This window comes from Pseudomonas sp. H2_A10 (assembly GCF_054680085.1).
The window spans coordinates 4,858,002-4,874,209 of the sequence record NZ_CP162821.1; the positions used below are offsets into that span (position 1 = coordinate 4,858,002).

Sequence of the window (16,208 nt, forward strand, 5' to 3'; positions counted from 1 at the left end):
TTTGAGCCGGTATTTACTTTTATAATATCTTTCATCATGAGAAACGCCTATGACATTAAATAATAAATTATATTTAACGAAGTACTGGCTCATCCCATAGATTAAGTTTTACCCCAATGCCTTTTTGAACTGCATTGCGGTAAATCACTGTCGCCCAAGCTACGTCCTCAACCGGCATACCGCCAACAGACAAAATGATGATTTCCTCATCGTTTTGGCGCGCGGGTGTTATGCCTGCACAGATGTCACCCAAGTCCTCCAGCGCATCGCGGGAAAGTTTTCCTTCCCCGACCAGATCCATAAATCGCATACCCACTAACGGGATCAGGTTATGGGCCGGCTTGGGTAGTTCTTCATACCACGCATCGTAAAGCCCTGTGTTATCAAGTACTTTGCGTACATCTGCTTGCTCCATGCCGTCGTCCAAACGGCAAAAGGCAGGCATCGCAAGGAAAGCACCCGGCTTAACCCACTCGCGCTTCACCAAGGGATACGTCGATGGATCGCCGACATCACCGGAGTTACAGTAAGTAATGATGTCAGCACCGCGGACTACGTCTTCAACTGTATCGACCACATTGACATTTCTGATTTGAGGAAACACTTCGTTAACCCACTTAACGAACCTATTTAAGTTGTTTTCTCCACGGCCTTTGATATTGATTGTGTCAATTTCTGGGCACGTCGACATAAATGCAGTGACCGATGTTTTGCCCATGACGCCCGGGCCTAACAAGCCAATAACTTTTGAATTTTTCCCCGCAAGGTGACGAGCGCCTACGCCAGGAACCGCCCCAGTTCGATAAGCCGACAACAGATTGGCTGACATATAAGCCAGTGGCGCGCCGGTATCGACATCGTTTAAAATGAACGTCAAAATTGAACGTGGTAAACCTTTTTCGCGATTCGCAACGTTAGAGCCGTACCATTTCACACCACAGGCCTGGAAGTCCCCGCCAAGGTAGGCGGGCATAGCCATTAAGCGACGATCAGGTGTAGGCTTCGGCATGTTGGGAAAGGGAGAATCTGCGGGAAATGTAATTTGTGAGCCATGAGAGTCATTATTAGCACCTGCCATGCGATAATCACCTTGCTGAAGCAGAATAAACATTTGCTCCATGGTGTTCACGCACTCAGCCATGTCCATCACTCCGGCTTTGATCATGTCCTGCTCGGAGAGATAAATGAAATCGATCTTGGCATTATGTTTTGACATAGTTTTTATCCGCAATATTATTATGTTGTAATTGGCATTAATTGAAAATCTGTTCGGATTTTCTTCCAGGCTTACGTCTAGGGGATGTGAGTCACATCTCCCGCACTTTATCGACGTGTCATCCACCCACTCAAAGACGCAAATTGCATTTCCAGTTTCGTAGTGCACCTGGTCATGCCAAGCGAGTAGCTATTCATATAAGGCTGACAGCCGCCTTCGCACTAGGCGGCCATTTTGTCGCTCAAGGAAATCTAAATCTTCCCCATCACTACCCACCCCTTCAGGATCAAGAAAAATTCTTAAACGGACTTGCTTTGAATTTTCCGGCGCAGGGCGATGAAAAATGACCCTGGCGTATTTAACGTCTCAAACAATCCTAAAGTTATTATTTGCCGGGATATTGAATTTTTGCGACATCAAATTGGTCATGCCCAGGCTTCAGCCTGCGTAGGATTGCCTGCTTGATCATCCGATCCCCTTCGACCATCAGCCGGGAGTTGCGCCGCAATCGAGAGCCCGTGACGGCTACTCGGCCCGCGTGGCCCAACACACCGTCATGAAGAACTGGATCCGATCGCACTGCAACTGACCAATGGGCCCACGTAAGCGCTTTGACTTCAGATGCCAAGCGAAGTTATGGGCAAGGTGATGCAGGACGCCATGGCGATGCGGTATGACGTTCAACCCTCAATTCAATAACCGTATTGCACTCAGCTCCCGCAACTGCCACGTATAAAGTCGATTCAAGAAATCAGTCGAGTTTCTTGCCTATAACATTACATTCAAGATAATCAAAAAAACCATGCACTGCACCTGCAACTTCTTTAAATTTTAATTCCATTAAAGGTATCCCGCCTCCCTTTATTTCTGCGCGGGACACGAAACAGGAATTACAATAAGCATCAACTACTACCTGAGCCCGAGAGTATGTTACAGGATCCTCTGTAGCTGCCAGAACCAACACCGGCGCCTTGACAAGGCCAACTCTATTTTCCATATCATATCTTGCAACTGCAAGATGCCCCTCTAAAGGAGTTACCCCAGGAGCAAGCGCATCTCGAATAAATCGATTTAACACATCAGTGTGCCCTGCTGGGTATAAATTCAAACGTTTTCGCCAAAGTTCCATGAGGTGTGAGCCATCCTCTCTCGTTTCAGCTACATCTACGTCCAGCGCCTCCATTGCTTCTCGAAACTCTGCATCAACAATATCACCAGCAGAAAGAACCACAGCGGTCACACGCTCTGGAGCGATAGCCGCCACCTCTGAAGCAACGAACATACCTGTGTGATGCCCAAGTATAGAAAACCTCTCTATATTTAACGCATTAACCAGTGCCAAAACACCTTGGGCATAGTGTTCAACCGTCTGTGGAGCAGCAAATTTTGCAGACTGCCCAAAACCGTACATATCCATAGCTATTGTACGCCAGCGAGTTGCCAACAGCGGTTGGACTTCAGCGAACTCATCCAGTGAGCGCGGTGTTTGATGCAATAAAATCATCACATCACCTGCACCCGACTCCGCGTAATGAAGTTGGCCCAGGTTCGTATCAATATAATTAAATATGCGCTGATCAGTGACGCCCTGAACAGAACAAGAACTTGAAATCGTCATATCGTTAACCGTTTTTATATTGAGACAACCATAAATCCGAGTCGGATTTCCCAAGAAAAGCTTCGTCAATTTGAAAATTTTCACGAACGTCTTCTGCATGTAGCGTAACAACTATGTTACGTCTGAAAACCAGTTGTAATCGATGCGTTACTGAATAGCGCCAATGCCACTTACACGATATATATCTTGAACAAGGCGCACTGAACTGGTGCGTGAACACCCACAATGGATCCTCGACCCCAGTATGGCTTTGTTACAGAACACCCCACTTGTAGAGCCTTTGTTGGTGCTGCGATGTGCCACCATCTGCCAGATAACCTTACCGCCATCATTTTCTGGAAGCTTTTCCAAACCAGTAGGCCTGACGGCCGCCTCCGCCCTTTACGACAGTGCGGCTCGTATCAAGCCAATCAAGCCCTTCCAGGGAGGCACTTGATCGAGCCCGATCAAGAACAACTCGTTACGGATCTGTTTGCGCCTGCCGGAGTGCTCGGCATCAACGAAGGTAACCTGCCTCACAGGAAGGCTCCGCTTTCAGGATCCTGATTGCTTGCCAAGATCAGGAATTTTTAGAGCCCCCTTAGTGATCAAGCTTAGGCGCTGTAGCGATTTTTCGGCTGGAACAAACCTATAACTCTGATATTTTTAAGTATTGAATTTTCACGACATTTGCAAAATTTACTATCAACCAACATGGCACGATACCTGCTTGGACTCAGGTGATCATTTTAATAAGCAGGTGCAGGTTATGTCAGTATCTTCATTGGCTTGTCCCTATTTAAGCATGCACTCCCACCAACCATGGTTTGTGTTGCAAGCCGCTAAAGAATTTTCAGTTTCGATATCGGACAGTCCGTTAATTTCACACTTTTATAGTTTTGAAACAAAATTATCCTCGGCATTCATGCTGTCGGTTCCGGACGGCTGTATCGATATAATATTTGACTGTGATGACACCAATCCTTCTGTAAGCGTACATGGAACAATGCTGCAAGCCGGTTCTGTGGAATTTTGCAAGGGGCGCCGCTATGTTGGCGTGCGGTTTTCACCTGGCTTTGTTCCTGATTTTTTAAATCTTTCTGCGGAAGAGTTGATTGAAGGCTCTTTCGACCTTCTTGACGTTAGCGATAATGCCGAACGTGTCTTTGAGCAGGTAGTGCGTGAGAAAAGCTTTATAACGCAACTCACTTTTCTAAAGCAATTTTTCTTGACGAATACAGCTCCGCGAAAATCATTAAAGCTGACTCTTCCAGTCGTAAATATGATTTGCCAAGCCCAAGGGAATGTGTGTATTAAAAATCTGGAGTCGCTAACGGGCTATACCATTAGAACTTTACAGCGCTCATTTCACGATGATCTGGGAATGACACCAAAAATGTTCTGTCGCATCATTCGCTGCCAGTCCGCGATTTATAAAATTCATCATAATAATATTGGGTTTAGCGATTTAGCATTTGACTTGGGTTTTAGTGATCAACCTCATTTTTTAAGAGAATTCAAACGTTTGGTCAGTGTAACTCCGCTGGACTATAAAAACCGTATACTCAAGGAAAACTTTTTTAGCAGAATGCACTTCTATTAAAGCCATCTGCTTCGCGCAGTAGTTATTTCGCTCCGTTATGTATGCTGCGCTCCCGCTCTCCTTCCGGAGCCAGCCCCGCCATGATGCGACCCGACGCAAAAGTCGAAAAAATGTACCCCTACCCCAAACCGGTGGACTTTTGAAAATCCATCGACGGCCTCGCTGCGCGGGTCGAAATGTTCCGACCGCTTGGGGACGCCGACTTTTTCAACAAAATCGGCCGATTGCTGCCCTTCGCGAAGGGCAGAGATCGGCCAAAGGCAGTCAGTCGGATGTTTCTACGAAGCTAGGCGCTTTGAGCCACGTAACACACAACACGCTAACGAGTGAGTAGAGAGGACCACCAACAGCGAGCGCACGGCCCGCCGTTGCAGAAGTGCGACAGGGCTTATTTTTGCTGCACCACATTCCGGTCTAGGAAAAGGTGGATTTCGCCACTGATCTCGTTCAAGTGTGTTTCCAGCGCGAAGTGCCCGGTGTCGTAGAGATGTACCTCAGTTTTGGGAATATCACGCTTGAACGCGTTCGCTCCTGCCGGGAGAAAAAACGGATCGTTCTTTCCCCAAACAGCCAACATCGGCGGCTGATATTTGCGGAAATACGCCTGGAACTCGGGGTAGCGCTTCACGTTGGTAGCATAGTCTGCGAACAGGTCTAGCTGGATTTCATCGTTACCTGGTCGCGAAACGAACGCGTAATCCAAGGTGTATGTTTCAGGTGCGATACTGTCAGGGTCCGCTACGCCATGCGTGTATTGCCACTTGATTGATTCAGGTTTGAGCAGCTCGCGCAATGCGTTGCGGTTCTCGGCAGTGGGAGCGTTCCAGTAACGTTGAATAGGGTTCCAACCCTCGCTGAGGCCTTCAACGTAAGCGTTGCCGTTTTGGCTGATGATTGCGGTGATTCTATCGGGGTGTGCGACGGCCATCCGCCAGCCTACAGGCGCACCGTAGTCGAAAACTTGAAGCGCGTAGCGCTTCAGCGCAAGCGCTTCAGTAAACCCGTCCATGGTTTTGGCGATGTTGTCGAACGTGTATGAGTACTTCGCCCGATCAGGGCTGTCCGAGAATCCAAAACCCGGGAAGTCAGGGGCAATCACGTGGTAACGGTCCGCCAGCTTCGACATCAAGTCGCGATACATGAAGGATGAGGTAGGGAACCCATGAAGCAACACGATGGTTGGCGCCGATGGGTCGCCCGCTTCCCGATAGAAGATGCGGACCCCTTTTACCTCGACAAAATGGTGTTGGACGTCGCTTGCCCTTTGATGGCTAATGTCCGCCGCTTCGACTCCTGCGCTGACAAGCGCTGCACTGAGGGCCGTTGCCGCTAATAAACTTTTAATGCTCACGCAAATTCCTTGGACACTGAATGAAAAAGATAAGTGGTCTATCAGGCGGTGAGTTCATGGCTTGTCGAGCGTAAGGCGCACCCACTTGATAGGGCTATCTTGCCAGTTTCAATAAAAATGCATAATCCGATAATATCGGGAATCTCTCTACCAAATATTGGAACACTCCATGGACAGATTTGAGGCAATGAAGCTGCTCGTGGCTGCGATTGATGCTGGCAGCCTGACGGCGGCCGGCCGGCTAGCCGACATACCCCTTCCCACCATCAGCAGGAAAATTTCTGACCTGGAGATGCTGATAGGTAGCCGTTTATTGATTCGAACCACGCGCAGGCTCTCGTTGACCGATGCAGGGGTGGCTTATGTGGATGCGGCGCGCCGAATATTGGAGCAGTTGGAGGTGGCCGAACGCGAAGCTGCCGGAGAATTCATTGCCCCCAAAGGCGAGCTGGTCCTGACCGCGCCAATCATGTTCGGTCGGCTGCATGTGCTGCCGATCGTCAACGCGTTTTTAGGGGAGTTTTCCGAAATCAACATTCGGCTCTTGCTTTCAGATCGCAACGCGCACCTCGTTGACGACCACGTGGACATGGCGGTGCGCATCGGAACACTCGCTGATAGCGGCATGATCGCCACTCAGGTGGGGGCCATGAGAACTGTAATTTGTGCTAGTCCTAGGCTGCTGGAAGATTATGGAAGACCTGAATGTCCCGCAGATCTGCAGCATTTTCCAACCGTGCGACTTGACGCCCCTATGCCTTTTCAACACTCCAAACATGGCGTGGCGGAATTAACGAGGCGGATTACCCCGCGCTTATCGGTAACGACCGCTGAAGCCGCAGCACAGGCCGCCATTGATGGCGTTGGAGTCGTTCAGTTATTGCACTACCAAGTCGCGGAAGCGGTCAGCAAGGGACTGCTGGAGATTGTGCTGGATAAATATGAGCCTTTGTCGGCGCCTATCAACCTGATCCACATGTCACCTGGACACATGCCCCTGAAAATGAGGCGTTTTTTGGATTTTGCTGTTCCTCGGTTTCGTCAACGCCTGGATCAGTAAATTCAGCGATGGCGTGCGTCATCATTCAGATGGCATAAGACTTATATCGGGGATGTTGGCGCGAACACGCCGACGAAGTGGGCTAGAGGCCGAAAACCTCTAAGTTGGCAGCAATCGCGGGGATTCGTCATTTTTTCACAAGATAGTTAAGAACAAAATTAAGAGACTGGACCATCAACCACGATTACGATAACGACCAAAGCCGATTTGCCCCCAAGTTCCAGGAATTGTTCATGCCATTCATTGTTACCTGCGTTGTGTCCCTGTTTTTTTGGACTGTTGTTTCAGCAATCACAGGCGCTGCGGAGCCTTGGGACCTAGCTAGTTACTGGACCATCATCTATCCCGCCGCGCTAGTGTTGTCCGTGATCCTTGGAGCCGTTCTAAAAAGCTCACAGTGGTCCGCAGGCGGCATTGTAATGCTCTCTCAGATCCCCGTGGTTTTGGCGACTTCGGGTACATCCCCGTTGCTAGCTGCTGGTATCGTCATTGCGGCCTTTCTCTCAATTCCGGCGATAGCGCTGTCATGGCTCGCCGGCAAATTGCGCTCAGGTAAGAAAGGACGATGGACATCTGCGAAGAAATGAAGGCACCGTTCCAGGAGCACCCGCGACGAATACTGAATACACAATACAGATTGAGCCAGATAAAAAACGGCGGCAAGCTGGACAGTACGACGTAACCACCAACTCGCTCAAATACGACTTTGAGGTCATAACGACTAATGAGACCGCACATGACCGAGAACTGTTGAGCGGCACCACCATGCCGCCCCATAAATGGGGCTCCAGAATGGTGGACACCTTCGTCCGGTCGTCCGGTGAACCTGTGAGGTTGCGTTGCGCGATTGCACTGATCCTGGCGCCTTGGCGAAAGGCGTCTGGCAACGTCACCTTCTCGACCCCTGCCGTTCACGTTAAATAGAAAGCATCGCCCTTAAGTCATCAGTTTTTTTGAACTCGCTGCGCTACATCTCAAAGCCACCGGCGCAAAAGTTGGGCTGCTTCACCCAGCACCACATCTTTGGCCTGCACCAAATAATAGCCCTTGCCAGTCTTTAGTACAGATTCAAAGACAGGTACGAGAAAGCCTAGTTGTACGTCTTCTTCAACCAACCTAGGGCTGGTAAGCACTAAACCTTGATCGCGCCGGGCCGCGTCGATTGCCAGCTCAGACTGGTCAAATTTGAGGCTGCTGGAGAAGCTATCGGGGGACATGCCAACCGATGATAACCATTGAGACCAGTTGGCATGAGACGTCATGCGCGACGGAGAGCGCTTTAAGTAATTGCTTTAGGGAAATAAGCTTAACAGCCTTCGGTAGGAAGCTACTCATTAGCCTGCATCAGTTCCAGAGTGATATGATCTGGCCCGGTCACATATACAACTAGAGTTCCCTTGCGTGGGCCTGCGGGAATCGCTTGAGGCTTGCCTCTTACTTTCCAGCCTGCTTGCTCAATGCGTTCGAGTACGGCGTATATGTCTTGCACTCTCAATGCCAAATGCGCTGAACCAATCGCTGATGCCGTAGGTGGAGTGATACCGTGGCGGTCACCCTGCGAATATTCCAGCAACTCTACTCGGCTGCCATCCGGGCCTTTGACTATTGCCGTTCGCACGCTCGGATCGGCGGTGCCGGTTACTTGCAAAATGAATGATCCGCCCATTTCCGACTGACGCTCAAGAGTGAACCCAAGTCCAATTGTCCAGAAGCGAATGGCTTCTTCCAATGAACTGACTGCGAAGCCAATATGATCGACGGCATGCACCATGTGGTTAGAATTCATCAAATGATCCTTTAAAGATTCACGGGCCAAATAGGGAGGTGAGCTTGCGCATCCAGCTGTTACGGCCAAAACACAGAAAATAAATGTGTGAGAGGTACGCATAATCAGGCCAATCCAAGAGAAGCAACATTTGCGTTTTTTAGACATTGAGTATTCGTCTGACCGGTCTTATTCTCCATTAGGCATTCAGGATATGGCTACCTCGGATATGACATTGGATAACGTAAACCAGCCATGAATCGCGCGCTTATGCCACTGTTGGCGATAGAGCAACGCGACCGGGCGATCCGCGAAACGGCGCCCCACACTCATACGACAGGCCAACTAATCGCAAGCCTTGCCGACCTGCTTTCCGTCAGCACTGACGGCGGCTCATGGGTAGTGCCAGCTACCCATGCCATTTGGATACCTCCCCGTGTCGCACACGCGATGATGTCACATGGCGCTTTTGCAGGAGCGATGGTCTATATCGCGGAGCAAGAGTGCGGGATCCTGCATCAAATGCCATGCACATTTAGGGTCAGCAGTTTGCTGCGCGAAGCGGTAAGCCGCGCTGCATCGTGGGGACAACCACCCCGCAACGAAATGGAGTCGCGGGTTGCAGCAGTCATCTTGGATGAAATTGCTACCTCACCCGCTGAACCCATCGGTCTGACGCACCCCAATGACCCGCGCTTGAGGCGTATCACCGATGCGATACTTGCTCAGCTTGATGACAATAGATCACTTGAGGATTGGGCTGCTTGGTCAGGTATGGCACCTAGAACACTTGCCCGGCGTCTGGTCGCTGAAACCGGTTTTAGTTTTTCTGAATGGCGACAACGTGCGCGCACGTTGCGCGCTATTCAACTATTGGTCGAGGGGATGTCAGTGACGACAACGGCGATTGAGCTTGGCTACGAAAATATTAGTGCTTTCATTGCCATGTTCCGTCGGATAATGGGTGTTACGCCAGGACAATATGTGCGTGCGCAGACACTGATTAGCAAAGAGGCAATTTCTAGATCAAGTTGATGGGTGTAAGAACCGCTGTACCATCCAACCCGATCCTGCACGCTACAGGCTAGACCTTCAACCATGTGCCGGAACAGATGAAGAAAGAAATGCCAGCCACTTCAGGAGTCGCCAGAGCATCAGTTTTCTTTTAACTGGTGGGGCACTCACGCTGCACTCAGCTGGCGCTTGTAACTTCAACCGTGCTAGTTGCGTATTCCCCCCAATACCACCACAAGCACTCTACGAGCTGTTCGTTAGTGCATTGGCTCAGGCATAACGTTAGTGTACGCGAAGTCCATGCTTCGCCTAATTGTGCGGCGCCAAGTGCTAAGGTGCTTTTGTACAGAGCGCTGCGCGCACCACACGATAGCCTTGCGTACCCCGCAATGATGTCCATTGGGAAAAGAGAACAGATTTATTTCTCTGTTCTCAACGTCCGCTTCTGGCCGATTCTGTTGAAAAAGTAGGTCTCCTGTCGATATATAGCGCGCGACCAGCTAAAGCAGGTTGGCTAGAAAGCGCCCCCTTGAGAGCCTAAGAAACCAGTATCATCCGATAGGTGATATCGAGAGCAGAACCATGACAGAGAAAGAGGCATGTGCGATTTTGCAATCACAAGGTTGGGCCTGTGGAAAGGATGAGGTAAGTGACCGCTTTTGCATCAAGTGTTTGGGCGATATCCAAGTCCAGATCATTCCAGCTATAGGGAAGCGCTCGGATCATTTTAGAGTTTCGTTCATGCCCTCCATCTCCTCGACAGAGTTTTCGGATGCTGTCGCGTTCATCTTTGGGGAGGGAGAATATTTTTCACCTGTCATCGTAAGCAACGAAACGCCCCAGAAGCTAGAGACCATTGGCGCTGACGATGTAGTCGAGCTATCTGACAGGGCGTTATCTTGGGCTCAGAATCAAGATATAGATGCGGGCTTGGCGCTCTACAGATCTTTACCTACAGACGCCAAAGGAGCAATGCCACTCAGGCATCTAGCTGCGCTAGCAATTGCGCAAGATGTCGATCAGTTAGAGGATTACAAAAAAAGCTTTAAAACGGGCGAAAGGCTGGGGTTCGTCCCATACATCACCGTTGAAATGATTGAGCGCTCGCTGCTGATTGCGGGGGGAAACGCTCCCACGGCTAACTGATTCCCTGAGTAGCTCCATCGACTGATCTGCGGCAAAATCACTCCATCGGCCAGCGGGAGAGTACGCAGCATGATGGGACAGTTATCGAGTGGGCAGGATCGGCTGTTTTACTCGTTCAACCTTGAAGACCACATCCCAAAAAATCATCTTCTGCGCAGCATTGATCGGTGTCTCGATCTGAGCGACCTGCGCCACTACCTCGCCGATTTCTATAGCCCAATTGGGCGTCCTTCGATTGATCCTGAGCTGATGATCCGCATGCTAGTCGTGGGCTATTGCTATGGCATTCGCTCCGAACGGCGCTTGTGTGAAGAGGTTCATTTGAACTTGGCGTATCGCTGGTTCTGCCGGTTGAGCCTTGAGGATGAAGTACCTAATCACTCTACGTTTTCCAAGAGTCGACACGGCCGTTTCCGGGACAGCGATCTGTTTCGCTGGTTGTTTAATGAAGTGCTGCGTCGCTGCATGGACGCGGGTCTGGTCAAAGGCGAAGGCTTTGCCGTGGACGCCAGCATCATCAAAGCGGATGCTAGTCGGCAACGTGGAGTGCCTGGCGCTGAAGAGATCAACTGGCGCGATCCGTCTCTGAGCACTCGTGCTGTTCGTGAATACCTCGAAGCACTCGATGAGGAGGCGCTCGCTGAAGCTCTTCCCAAGCGCTTATCTCTGACTGATCCTCTAGCCCGTTGGACGGCCGCCCCGGGTGGCCCAGCGTTTTTCGCCTATTCCACGAACTACCTGATTGATGTCGAGCATGGCGTGATCATGGATGTAGAACCGACACCGGCTCATCGAACGGCCGAGGTCGAGAGCACCAAAACCATGATTGATCGAGTCGAAGAGTTGTTCGACATCAAACCGGATCGCTTAATCGGTGACACCGCATACGGCACAGCGCCGATGTTGGCCTGGATGGTGGAAGAGAAAGATATCGAACCGCATGTGCCGGTGTGGGACAAAACCGAGCGTAAGAACGACAGTTTTTCGAGCACCGATTTCCACTGGAATGACGAGGCTGAGGAATACTCCTGCCCGGCCGGCAACCCATTGCGCAGCGAATGGCGAGCCTTCAAGAATGAGCGTTCACACGTCACCAAAGCCAACACCATCATCTTCCGATCCCGGCAGACCGACTGCGCTACGTGTCCTATGAAAGCCAAGTGCTGCCCGAACACTGCGTTCCGAAAGATCGCTCGCAGCGTCCATGAAGCCGCTCGCGATGTGGCTCGGCGCATTGCAGCAACGCCGGCATATCAGCGCTCTCGCCATGAACGTAAAAAGGTCGAAATGTTGTTTGCCCACCTCAAGCGCATCCTGAAATTGGATCGCCTGCGGCTACGTGGCATGAGTGGCGCGAAGGATGAATTCACGCTGGCCGCTGCGGTGCAGAACCTGCGACGGCTGGCCAAATTTTCATCTCAAGGGCCACCAGTCACGGGATAGGTGCGCCTGCACCAAGCAAAAAACCTCAAATTAACCCAATAACAGAGCAGCAAAGGTCACCGAAGGGCCGAAAAACCACTCAACGTGGTGAGTAGGCTCTCCAGTGGTGGTCGTGCCTGAGTTCAGGCGAGCTGAAAATCCGACTTTTTCAACAGAATCGGCCGATTGCTGCCACTGAGTCTCAGCAAGTACTCTCTCGGCCTACCGCCCTTTGGTTTCCATCCCTTCCGCTGCTACGCTCTTGAGTCCTCGATTGGAGTCGAAACAATGCCCACCGAATATTCACTTTCTGATGTTCTCGAGCGGCTGTACCAAAATCAGCTCGCCTTGGAGGCCGCGGTGATGGAGCTGACCTTGAAGGTAGAAGACCAAGGTGCAGCGGAGATTGGTGCCAACGTCCGAGGTGCACTTCACACCATCGGAGAAAATGCCGGACACATCAAGCAGGGCTTGGCTAAGCTGAGAACCCAGGGTCACTGATTTAACGGCCCATGCGATGGCGAGCTTGGCGGTTATTCTGCACAGCATAAAGGCTGGACTCGCCGAAGTGTCAGAACTCCCGCGCGCTGCGCGGCGACAGCGTGAAGATACGGGCGCCCTCAACCTTTCGTTATGAAAAGCGGCGCACCTTGATAATCATGTCCGAAGCTACCTTATGCTTGGGCTTAGCCGCTCGAATAACCTTGTGCTGACCATCGGCCATTGTTTCAACGAGCATGCCATTCCTGATTTCCATCACACTGAGTCCGGCCGCCAGCGTATTGATATAGGCCGCCTTAATCGCGTCTTTCGCCATAGCTGGAATTTTCTCTTCCAGCCGGCTCACCAGTTCATCATTTAACATCTGGTTGACGTCCATACCGAGCTCCGCATTTTAGGCCAGCACGGAGCCAGCCATCATGTTATTGCTGCGTGTTCCGGGACAAGCACCGTCCGCTCCTAGAACGCACAGAAGACCTATTTGTTGACCGTCGATGCTACGCAGACCTGTACGGAGGAATCCATCAATGCCCCCATCAAAGCCCGCCGTCTTCAGCAAGATCTAATGACAGAGGAACGGCAATTCCAGCCTCAGAGAGCGGATTCCAGGGGCCACTGTTCGGTCATTTTGACTCAGCTTTTTCCCGCGATGATAACGACCCCAATCCGCTCTGCCAGATTGAGCACCGTGTCGAACACAGTCGGGTCGCCGGTCAAGCTGCGTGACGCCCCCTGCGGATGGAGTGCGCCGTCAGGAATCCGGTCACCGAAGAGCACCACCGCACGTGCCGAATCATCTTGTCGCGACACCCAAGACAGCCCTTGGGCATCTGGACACTGACGGTGGATTGCCTCGGCCCATTTGCGCGTCGCAGGATATTGATCTTTCTCAGTGTCGATCAATTGTTTGCGCGTGATGCCTAGTTTCCGCAGTGGCACGCTGGACAGATCAACCAGGTGCAGCGGTTGGCTAACCTGGACGGCAGAATGCACCTGTCCAGTCAGCTTGCCTTTGTCGAAGCTCTTAAACCCAGCCGTACGGGGAACGTCGTGGAAGACGGTCTCCATCAAGGCGCAATCGACTGTCGTGCCTCCATACAAGGTGGGAATCGCCCGCCCCTGATCATCCTGGATCGGGCTGAAGCGTGCGTTGCCGTGCACACCAGGATTGAATTGAGCAGGCTGATACTTATCCTGGTGCACACGGTGAAGCACATCGCCTTTGGCGATCACGGTGAAAGTGACGTGCAACGTAGCCGTAGGCACTGGGGTAACGGATGCCGCCAAATCCGTGGGAGGCGTCGCCCTACCCTCACTGAACTCGGTACGCTGCTTAGCCATGGACAATGCCTTGGATTTCATCCTGTGCGGCAGCAAACACCCGATCAGGCGCCGATGCCAACAGGTCCTGAGGTCTTTTGCCTCCCAGAAAACTATTATCGGACCGAAACCAGTAAGCCATCCCCCAGCCGTCCTTGTGGCCAGCGAAAGCCTCAATGATTTTGGCCAGTGCCTTGAACGGCCGATAGCCCGCGTCCGGGTCCAAGCCGTAGCCAGGGAAATAGTCAACCCCACCGTGGCTGATGGCAAAGATCTGCCCCTGCTTTTTCCATTTGTTGGGCTGGGCACTCGGGTTTCTAGTACTCAACTGGGCCACCTGGGCGATGTCTGCGGCGGTCAGCCAGTCACCGCTTTCCAACACCGCTTTGCGGGCCTGTACCAGCATTGCCGCTTCCTTGAGCAAGCGAGGCGAAGGCGGCTTACGCGTCACAAACACCTCGGCCAGTCGCTCCAGCAACTTCGGGTCCTGACGCTCCTGCAGCACCTCGTACATCGAAGAAGCCACATTGGCGAAGTTTTCCGCCAACGCCTCAAATACGCTGAGGTTGACCTGAGCAAAAGACACGACCAGCACTCGGTCCGCATGCGAGCGGCTTAAGCTCGCCCGAGCCTCCTTAGGCGTACCGACCAAAGTGGAGACGCCCGACTGCTCTGTAACGCTCATGGAAATCTCCTCACCAGTTATCTGCGCTATCAAATACTATCATATCTTTGATAACCCCAACCCTGGCCTAGCCTCCATTCATCCGGATACATAGGTAGGATTGAGGGGAGCACGCCATGCCGTCGATCAGCACGGTGACTCTGGGACGAAAAGTCTAAGGATACGATCTTGGCTTTCAGGTGTGGCGAGCGAGCTAAAGACCAGCAATGGTGGATCGAAAGAGTTGGCATAACCCAATTCAGCACTGCTTGAATTCCCGGCGGTCCCGCTCCCCTAAGGGCCGAAATTTGTACCACATCGATCTAAGAAGGTGTTCTCTCCGCCAACAGTTTGGCATTGCGCTCAAGCCGTCGCAGGTCGCGGGGATCGATACCCTTCGCGACCTGCGCCCTGGCGATATCACGCAGAGCGCGAGCATTGCGCAGACCTATTTCAGGATAAGTACCGAGCGAAATACGAGGCTGCTTGCCCGCCCAGGAAAAGCGGAAGTGCCAGCTCTTGGTGCCTTTCGTATTCACGAAAAGTGCGAGGCCATCAAAGTCAGGAAGGGTATAGTTTTTGGCGCGAGGTTTGGCGTGCCGGATCACCGTATTGGTAAGGACCATCGTACTAACTCCCTCATATGAAATGAAGGTGTGTTGTACAGTTTTCAGAGTACCAAGCTGCTCAAAAAACTGATTTACCAAGCGTCGAATTGATGTACTAAAAAATGTACTAAAAAATCGTGGATACTAATGTATCAGAGTAGACTTTACTGGAACGAAGAAAGAGGCCGAGGCCTCTTTCTTTGACTTCTAAATACTTCAATGGAAGTCTATAGAAAAATAATTGGAGCGGGAAACGAGACTCGAACTCGCGACCCCGACCTTGGCAAGGTCGTGCTCTACCAACTGAGCTATTCCCGCTTGGTGATGCGCATTCTATAGAATCCAGCGCACCCGTCAAGCTCTTGATTCAAAAAAGTTTTATTTCTTTTCAACAGTGGTGCGCAGATGCGGCCAGGCGGCGCGCAGGTACTGGAGCATGGACCACAGGGTCAGGCCCGCAGCGACGAGCAGCAAGGCGTAGCCCAGCAGGACCCAGAAGGAGAAGTCAGACGGGTTGGCCAGCAGGATGACCAGCGCAAGCATTTGCGCGGCGGTTTTCCATTTACCCATGTTGGAGACGGCGACGTGGGCACGGGCGCCGATTTCGGCCATCCATTCGCGCAGGGCCGAGACGACGATCTCGCGGCCGATAATCACCGCAGCCGGCAGGGTCAGCCACAGGTTGCCGTGTTCCTGTACCAGTAGCACCAGGGCGACGGCCACCATGAGTTTATCGGCCACCGGATCGAGGAACGCGCCGAAGGGCGTGCTTTGCTCCAGGCGGCGGGCCAGGTAACCGTCAAGCCAGTCGGTGGCGGCCGCAAAGGCGAACACTGAACTGGAGGCCAGGTAGCTCCACTCGTACGGTAAATAGAACAGCAAAATAAAGATCGGGATGAGCAGGACGCGTAGAACGGTGATCAGATTAGGGATATTCATCG

The 16,208-nt window shown here is 51.8% G+C and carries 16 protein-coding genes, 1 tRNA gene and 4 pseudogenes; 9 read left to right on the top strand and 12 right to left on the bottom strand.

Annotated elements, in window-relative coordinates; genetic code table 11:
- Positions 1-73 precede the first annotated feature (73 nt).
- Positions 74-1,216: a tyramine oxidase subunit B gene (locus tag AB4O23_RS22445; protein WP_460060634.1), complete on the bottom strand. Its 1,143-nt coding sequence runs from the start codon at positions 1,214-1,216 to the stop codon at positions 74-76.
- Between the two features lie 384 nt (positions 1,217-1,600).
- Between AB4O23_RS22445 and AB4O23_RS22450 the strand changes: the two are divergent.
- Together AB4O23_RS22450 and AB4O23_RS22455 are read left to right on the top strand one after the other, a co-directional pair.
- Positions 1,601-1,763, top strand: a pseudogene (locus tag AB4O23_RS22450) (helix-turn-helix domain-containing protein); the annotation flags it as partial.
- 2 nt (positions 1,764-1,765) lie between these two features.
- Positions 1,766-1,915, top strand: a pseudogene (locus AB4O23_RS22455) (IS30 family transposase); the annotation flags it as partial.
- 52 nt (positions 1,916-1,967) lie between these two features.
- Here the strand turns inward: AB4O23_RS22455 and AB4O23_RS22460 are convergent.
- Together AB4O23_RS22460 and AB4O23_RS22465 are read right to left on the bottom strand one after the other, a co-directional pair.
- On the bottom strand, positions 1,968-2,918 hold the full coding sequence (locus AB4O23_RS22460; RefSeq protein WP_175404177.1) for an alpha/beta fold hydrolase: 951 nt from the start codon (positions 2,916-2,918) through the stop codon (positions 1,968-1,970).
- Positions 2,919-3,210: 292 nt separating this feature from the next.
- Positions 3,211-3,353 (bottom strand): annotated as a pseudogene (locus AB4O23_RS22465) (IS5/IS1182 family transposase); the annotation flags it as partial.
- A gap of 229 nt (positions 3,354-3,582) precedes the next feature.
- On the opposite strand from AB4O23_RS22465, the gene AB4O23_RS22470 reads away from it, so the two are divergent.
- The gene (locus AB4O23_RS22470) at positions 3,583-4,416 is read left to right on the top strand and encodes a helix-turn-helix domain-containing protein (protein ID WP_065876904.1); all 834 of its coding nucleotides are present in this window, start codon (positions 3,583-3,585) and stop codon (positions 4,414-4,416) included.
- A 388-nt stretch (positions 4,417-4,804) separates the two neighbouring features.
- On the opposite strand, the gene AB4O23_RS22475 is transcribed toward AB4O23_RS22470, so the two are convergent.
- Positions 4,805-5,767, bottom strand: coding sequence for an alpha/beta fold hydrolase (locus AB4O23_RS22475; protein WP_065876903.1), 963 nt, complete (start codon positions 5,765-5,767; stop codon positions 4,805-4,807).
- A 169-nt stretch (positions 5,768-5,936) separates the two neighbouring features.
- Here AB4O23_RS22475 and AB4O23_RS22480 point away from each other — a divergent pair, with 169 nt between their 5' ends.
- The gene (locus AB4O23_RS22480) at positions 5,937-6,827 is read left to right on the top strand and encodes a LysR family transcriptional regulator (RefSeq protein ID WP_065876902.1); all 891 of its coding nucleotides are present in this window, start codon (positions 5,937-5,939) and stop codon (positions 6,825-6,827) included.
- A 233-nt stretch (positions 6,828-7,060) separates the two neighbouring features.
- On the top strand, positions 7,061-7,414 hold the full coding sequence (locus AB4O23_RS22485; protein ID WP_065876901.1) for a hypothetical protein: 354 nt from the start codon (positions 7,061-7,063) through the stop codon (positions 7,412-7,414).
- 387 nt (positions 7,415-7,801) lie between these two features.
- On the opposite strand, the gene AB4O23_RS22490 is transcribed toward AB4O23_RS22485, so the two are convergent.
- Both AB4O23_RS22490 and AB4O23_RS22495 read right to left on the bottom strand, forming a co-directional pair.
- A complete protein-coding gene (locus tag AB4O23_RS22490) occupies positions 7,802-8,044 on the bottom strand; it encodes a type 2 periplasmic-binding domain-containing protein (RefSeq protein ID WP_178076783.1) in 243 nt (80 codons plus the stop codon).
- A 110-nt stretch (positions 8,045-8,154) separates the two neighbouring features.
- Positions 8,155-8,760, bottom strand: a complete 606-nt coding sequence (locus AB4O23_RS22495; protein ID WP_240035891.1) for a VOC family protein — start codon at positions 8,758-8,760, stop codon at positions 8,155-8,157.
- An 87-nt stretch (positions 8,761-8,847) separates the two neighbouring features.
- On the opposite strand from AB4O23_RS22495, the gene AB4O23_RS22500 reads away from it, so the two are divergent.
- From AB4O23_RS22500 to AB4O23_RS22515, 4 genes are all read left to right on the top strand, one after another.
- Positions 8,848-9,627, top strand: a complete 780-nt coding sequence (locus AB4O23_RS22500) for a helix-turn-helix domain-containing protein (RefSeq protein WP_460106226.1) — start codon at positions 8,848-8,850, stop codon at positions 9,625-9,627.
- 561 nt (positions 9,628-10,188) lie between these two features.
- On the top strand, positions 10,189-10,752 hold the full coding sequence (locus AB4O23_RS22505) for a DUF6990 domain-containing protein (RefSeq protein WP_065876950.1): 564 nt from the start codon (positions 10,189-10,191) through the stop codon (positions 10,750-10,752).
- Between the two features lie 69 nt (positions 10,753-10,821).
- Positions 10,822-12,195 (top strand): IS1182 family transposase, encoded by a 1,374-nt coding sequence (locus AB4O23_RS22510; protein ID WP_065876951.1) that lies wholly within the window; start codon positions 10,822-10,824, stop codon positions 12,193-12,195.
- A 267-nt stretch (positions 12,196-12,462) separates the two neighbouring features.
- Positions 12,463-12,675 carry a hypothetical protein gene (locus AB4O23_RS22515; RefSeq protein ID WP_039011490.1) on the top strand — a complete coding sequence of 71 codons (213 nt, stop codon included), beginning with the start codon at positions 12,463-12,465 and terminating at the stop codon, positions 12,673-12,675.
- 130 nt (positions 12,676-12,805) lie between these two features.
- Here the strand turns inward: AB4O23_RS22515 and AB4O23_RS22520 are convergent, their stop codons facing one another.
- From AB4O23_RS22520 to pgsA, 6 genes and pseudogenes are all read right to left on the bottom strand, one after another.
- Positions 12,806-13,054, bottom strand: coding sequence for a hypothetical protein (locus tag AB4O23_RS22520; RefSeq protein ID WP_065878056.1), 249 nt, complete (start codon positions 13,052-13,054; stop codon positions 12,806-12,808).
- 254 nt (positions 13,055-13,308) lie between these two features.
- Positions 13,309-14,016: an RES family NAD+ phosphorylase gene (locus AB4O23_RS22525; protein ID WP_065878055.1), complete on the bottom strand. Its 708-nt coding sequence runs from the start codon at positions 14,014-14,016 to the stop codon at positions 13,309-13,311.
- Positions 14,009-14,680 carry a hypothetical protein gene (locus AB4O23_RS22530; RefSeq protein WP_065878052.1) on the bottom strand — a complete coding sequence of 224 codons (672 nt, stop codon included), beginning with the start codon at positions 14,678-14,680 and terminating at the stop codon, positions 14,009-14,011. The genes AB4O23_RS22525 and AB4O23_RS22530 overlap by 8 nt, the downstream gene beginning before the upstream one ends.
- Positions 14,681-14,997: 317 nt before the next feature.
- A pseudogene (locus tag AB4O23_RS22535) lies at positions 14,998-15,285 on the bottom strand (Arm DNA-binding domain-containing protein); the annotation flags it as partial.
- A gap of 224 nt (positions 15,286-15,509) precedes the next feature.
- Positions 15,510-15,585, bottom strand: a tRNA-Gly gene (locus AB4O23_RS22540).
- 60 nt (positions 15,586-15,645) lie between these two features.
- Positions 15,646-16,206: a CDP-diacylglycerol--glycerol-3-phosphate 3-phosphatidyltransferase gene (pgsA, locus tag AB4O23_RS22545; RefSeq protein ID WP_017530524.1), complete on the bottom strand. Its 561-nt coding sequence runs from the start codon at positions 16,204-16,206 to the stop codon at positions 15,646-15,648.
- Positions 16,207-16,208 lie beyond the last annotated feature (2 nt).

Excerpts from the sequence above, each read along its gene's own strand:
- AB4O23_RS22515 (WP_039011490.1), top strand. The coding sequence starts at position 12,463 with ATGCCCACCGAATATTCACTTTCTGATGTTCTCGAGCGGCTGTACCAA.
- AB4O23_RS22525 (WP_065878055.1), bottom strand. The coding sequence starts at position 14,016 with ATGGCTAAGCAGCGTACCGAGTTCAGTGAGGGTAGGGCGACGCCTCCC.
- pgsA (WP_017530524.1), bottom strand. The coding sequence starts at position 16,206 with ATGAATATCCCTAATCTGATCACCGTTCTACGCGTCCTGCTCATCCCG.
- AB4O23_RS22500 (WP_460106226.1), top strand. The coding sequence starts at position 8,848 with ATGAATCGCGCGCTTATGCCACTGTTGGCGATAGAGCAACGCGACCGG.
- AB4O23_RS22530 (WP_065878052.1), bottom strand. The coding sequence starts at position 14,680 with ATGAGCGTTACAGAGCAGTCGGGCGTCTCCACTTTGGTCGGTACGCCT.
- AB4O23_RS22470 (WP_065876904.1), top strand. The coding sequence starts at position 3,583 with ATGTCAGTATCTTCATTGGCTTGTCCCTATTTAAGCATGCACTCCCAC.
- AB4O23_RS22480 (WP_065876902.1), top strand. The coding sequence starts at position 5,937 with ATGGACAGATTTGAGGCAATGAAGCTGCTCGTGGCTGCGATTGATGCT.
- AB4O23_RS22445 (WP_460060634.1), bottom strand. The coding sequence starts at position 1,216 with ATGTCAAAACATAATGCCAAGATCGATTTCATTTATCTCTCCGAGCAG.
- AB4O23_RS22485 (WP_065876901.1), top strand. The coding sequence starts at position 7,061 with ATGCCATTCATTGTTACCTGCGTTGTGTCCCTGTTTTTTTGGACTGTT.
- AB4O23_RS22520 (WP_065878056.1), bottom strand. The coding sequence starts at position 13,054 with ATGGACGTCAACCAGATGTTAAATGATGAACTGGTGAGCCGGCTGGAA.
- AB4O23_RS22510 (WP_065876951.1), top strand. The coding sequence starts at position 10,822 with ATGATGGGACAGTTATCGAGTGGGCAGGATCGGCTGTTTTACTCGTTC.
- AB4O23_RS22490 (WP_178076783.1), bottom strand. The coding sequence starts at position 8,044 with ATGTCCCCCGATAGCTTCTCCAGCAGCCTCAAATTTGACCAGTCTGAG.
- AB4O23_RS22495 (WP_240035891.1), bottom strand. The coding sequence starts at position 8,760 with ATGTCTAAAAAACGCAAATGTTGCTTCTCTTGGATTGGCCTGATTATG.
- AB4O23_RS22505 (WP_065876950.1), top strand. The coding sequence starts at position 10,189 with ATGACAGAGAAAGAGGCATGTGCGATTTTGCAATCACAAGGTTGGGCC.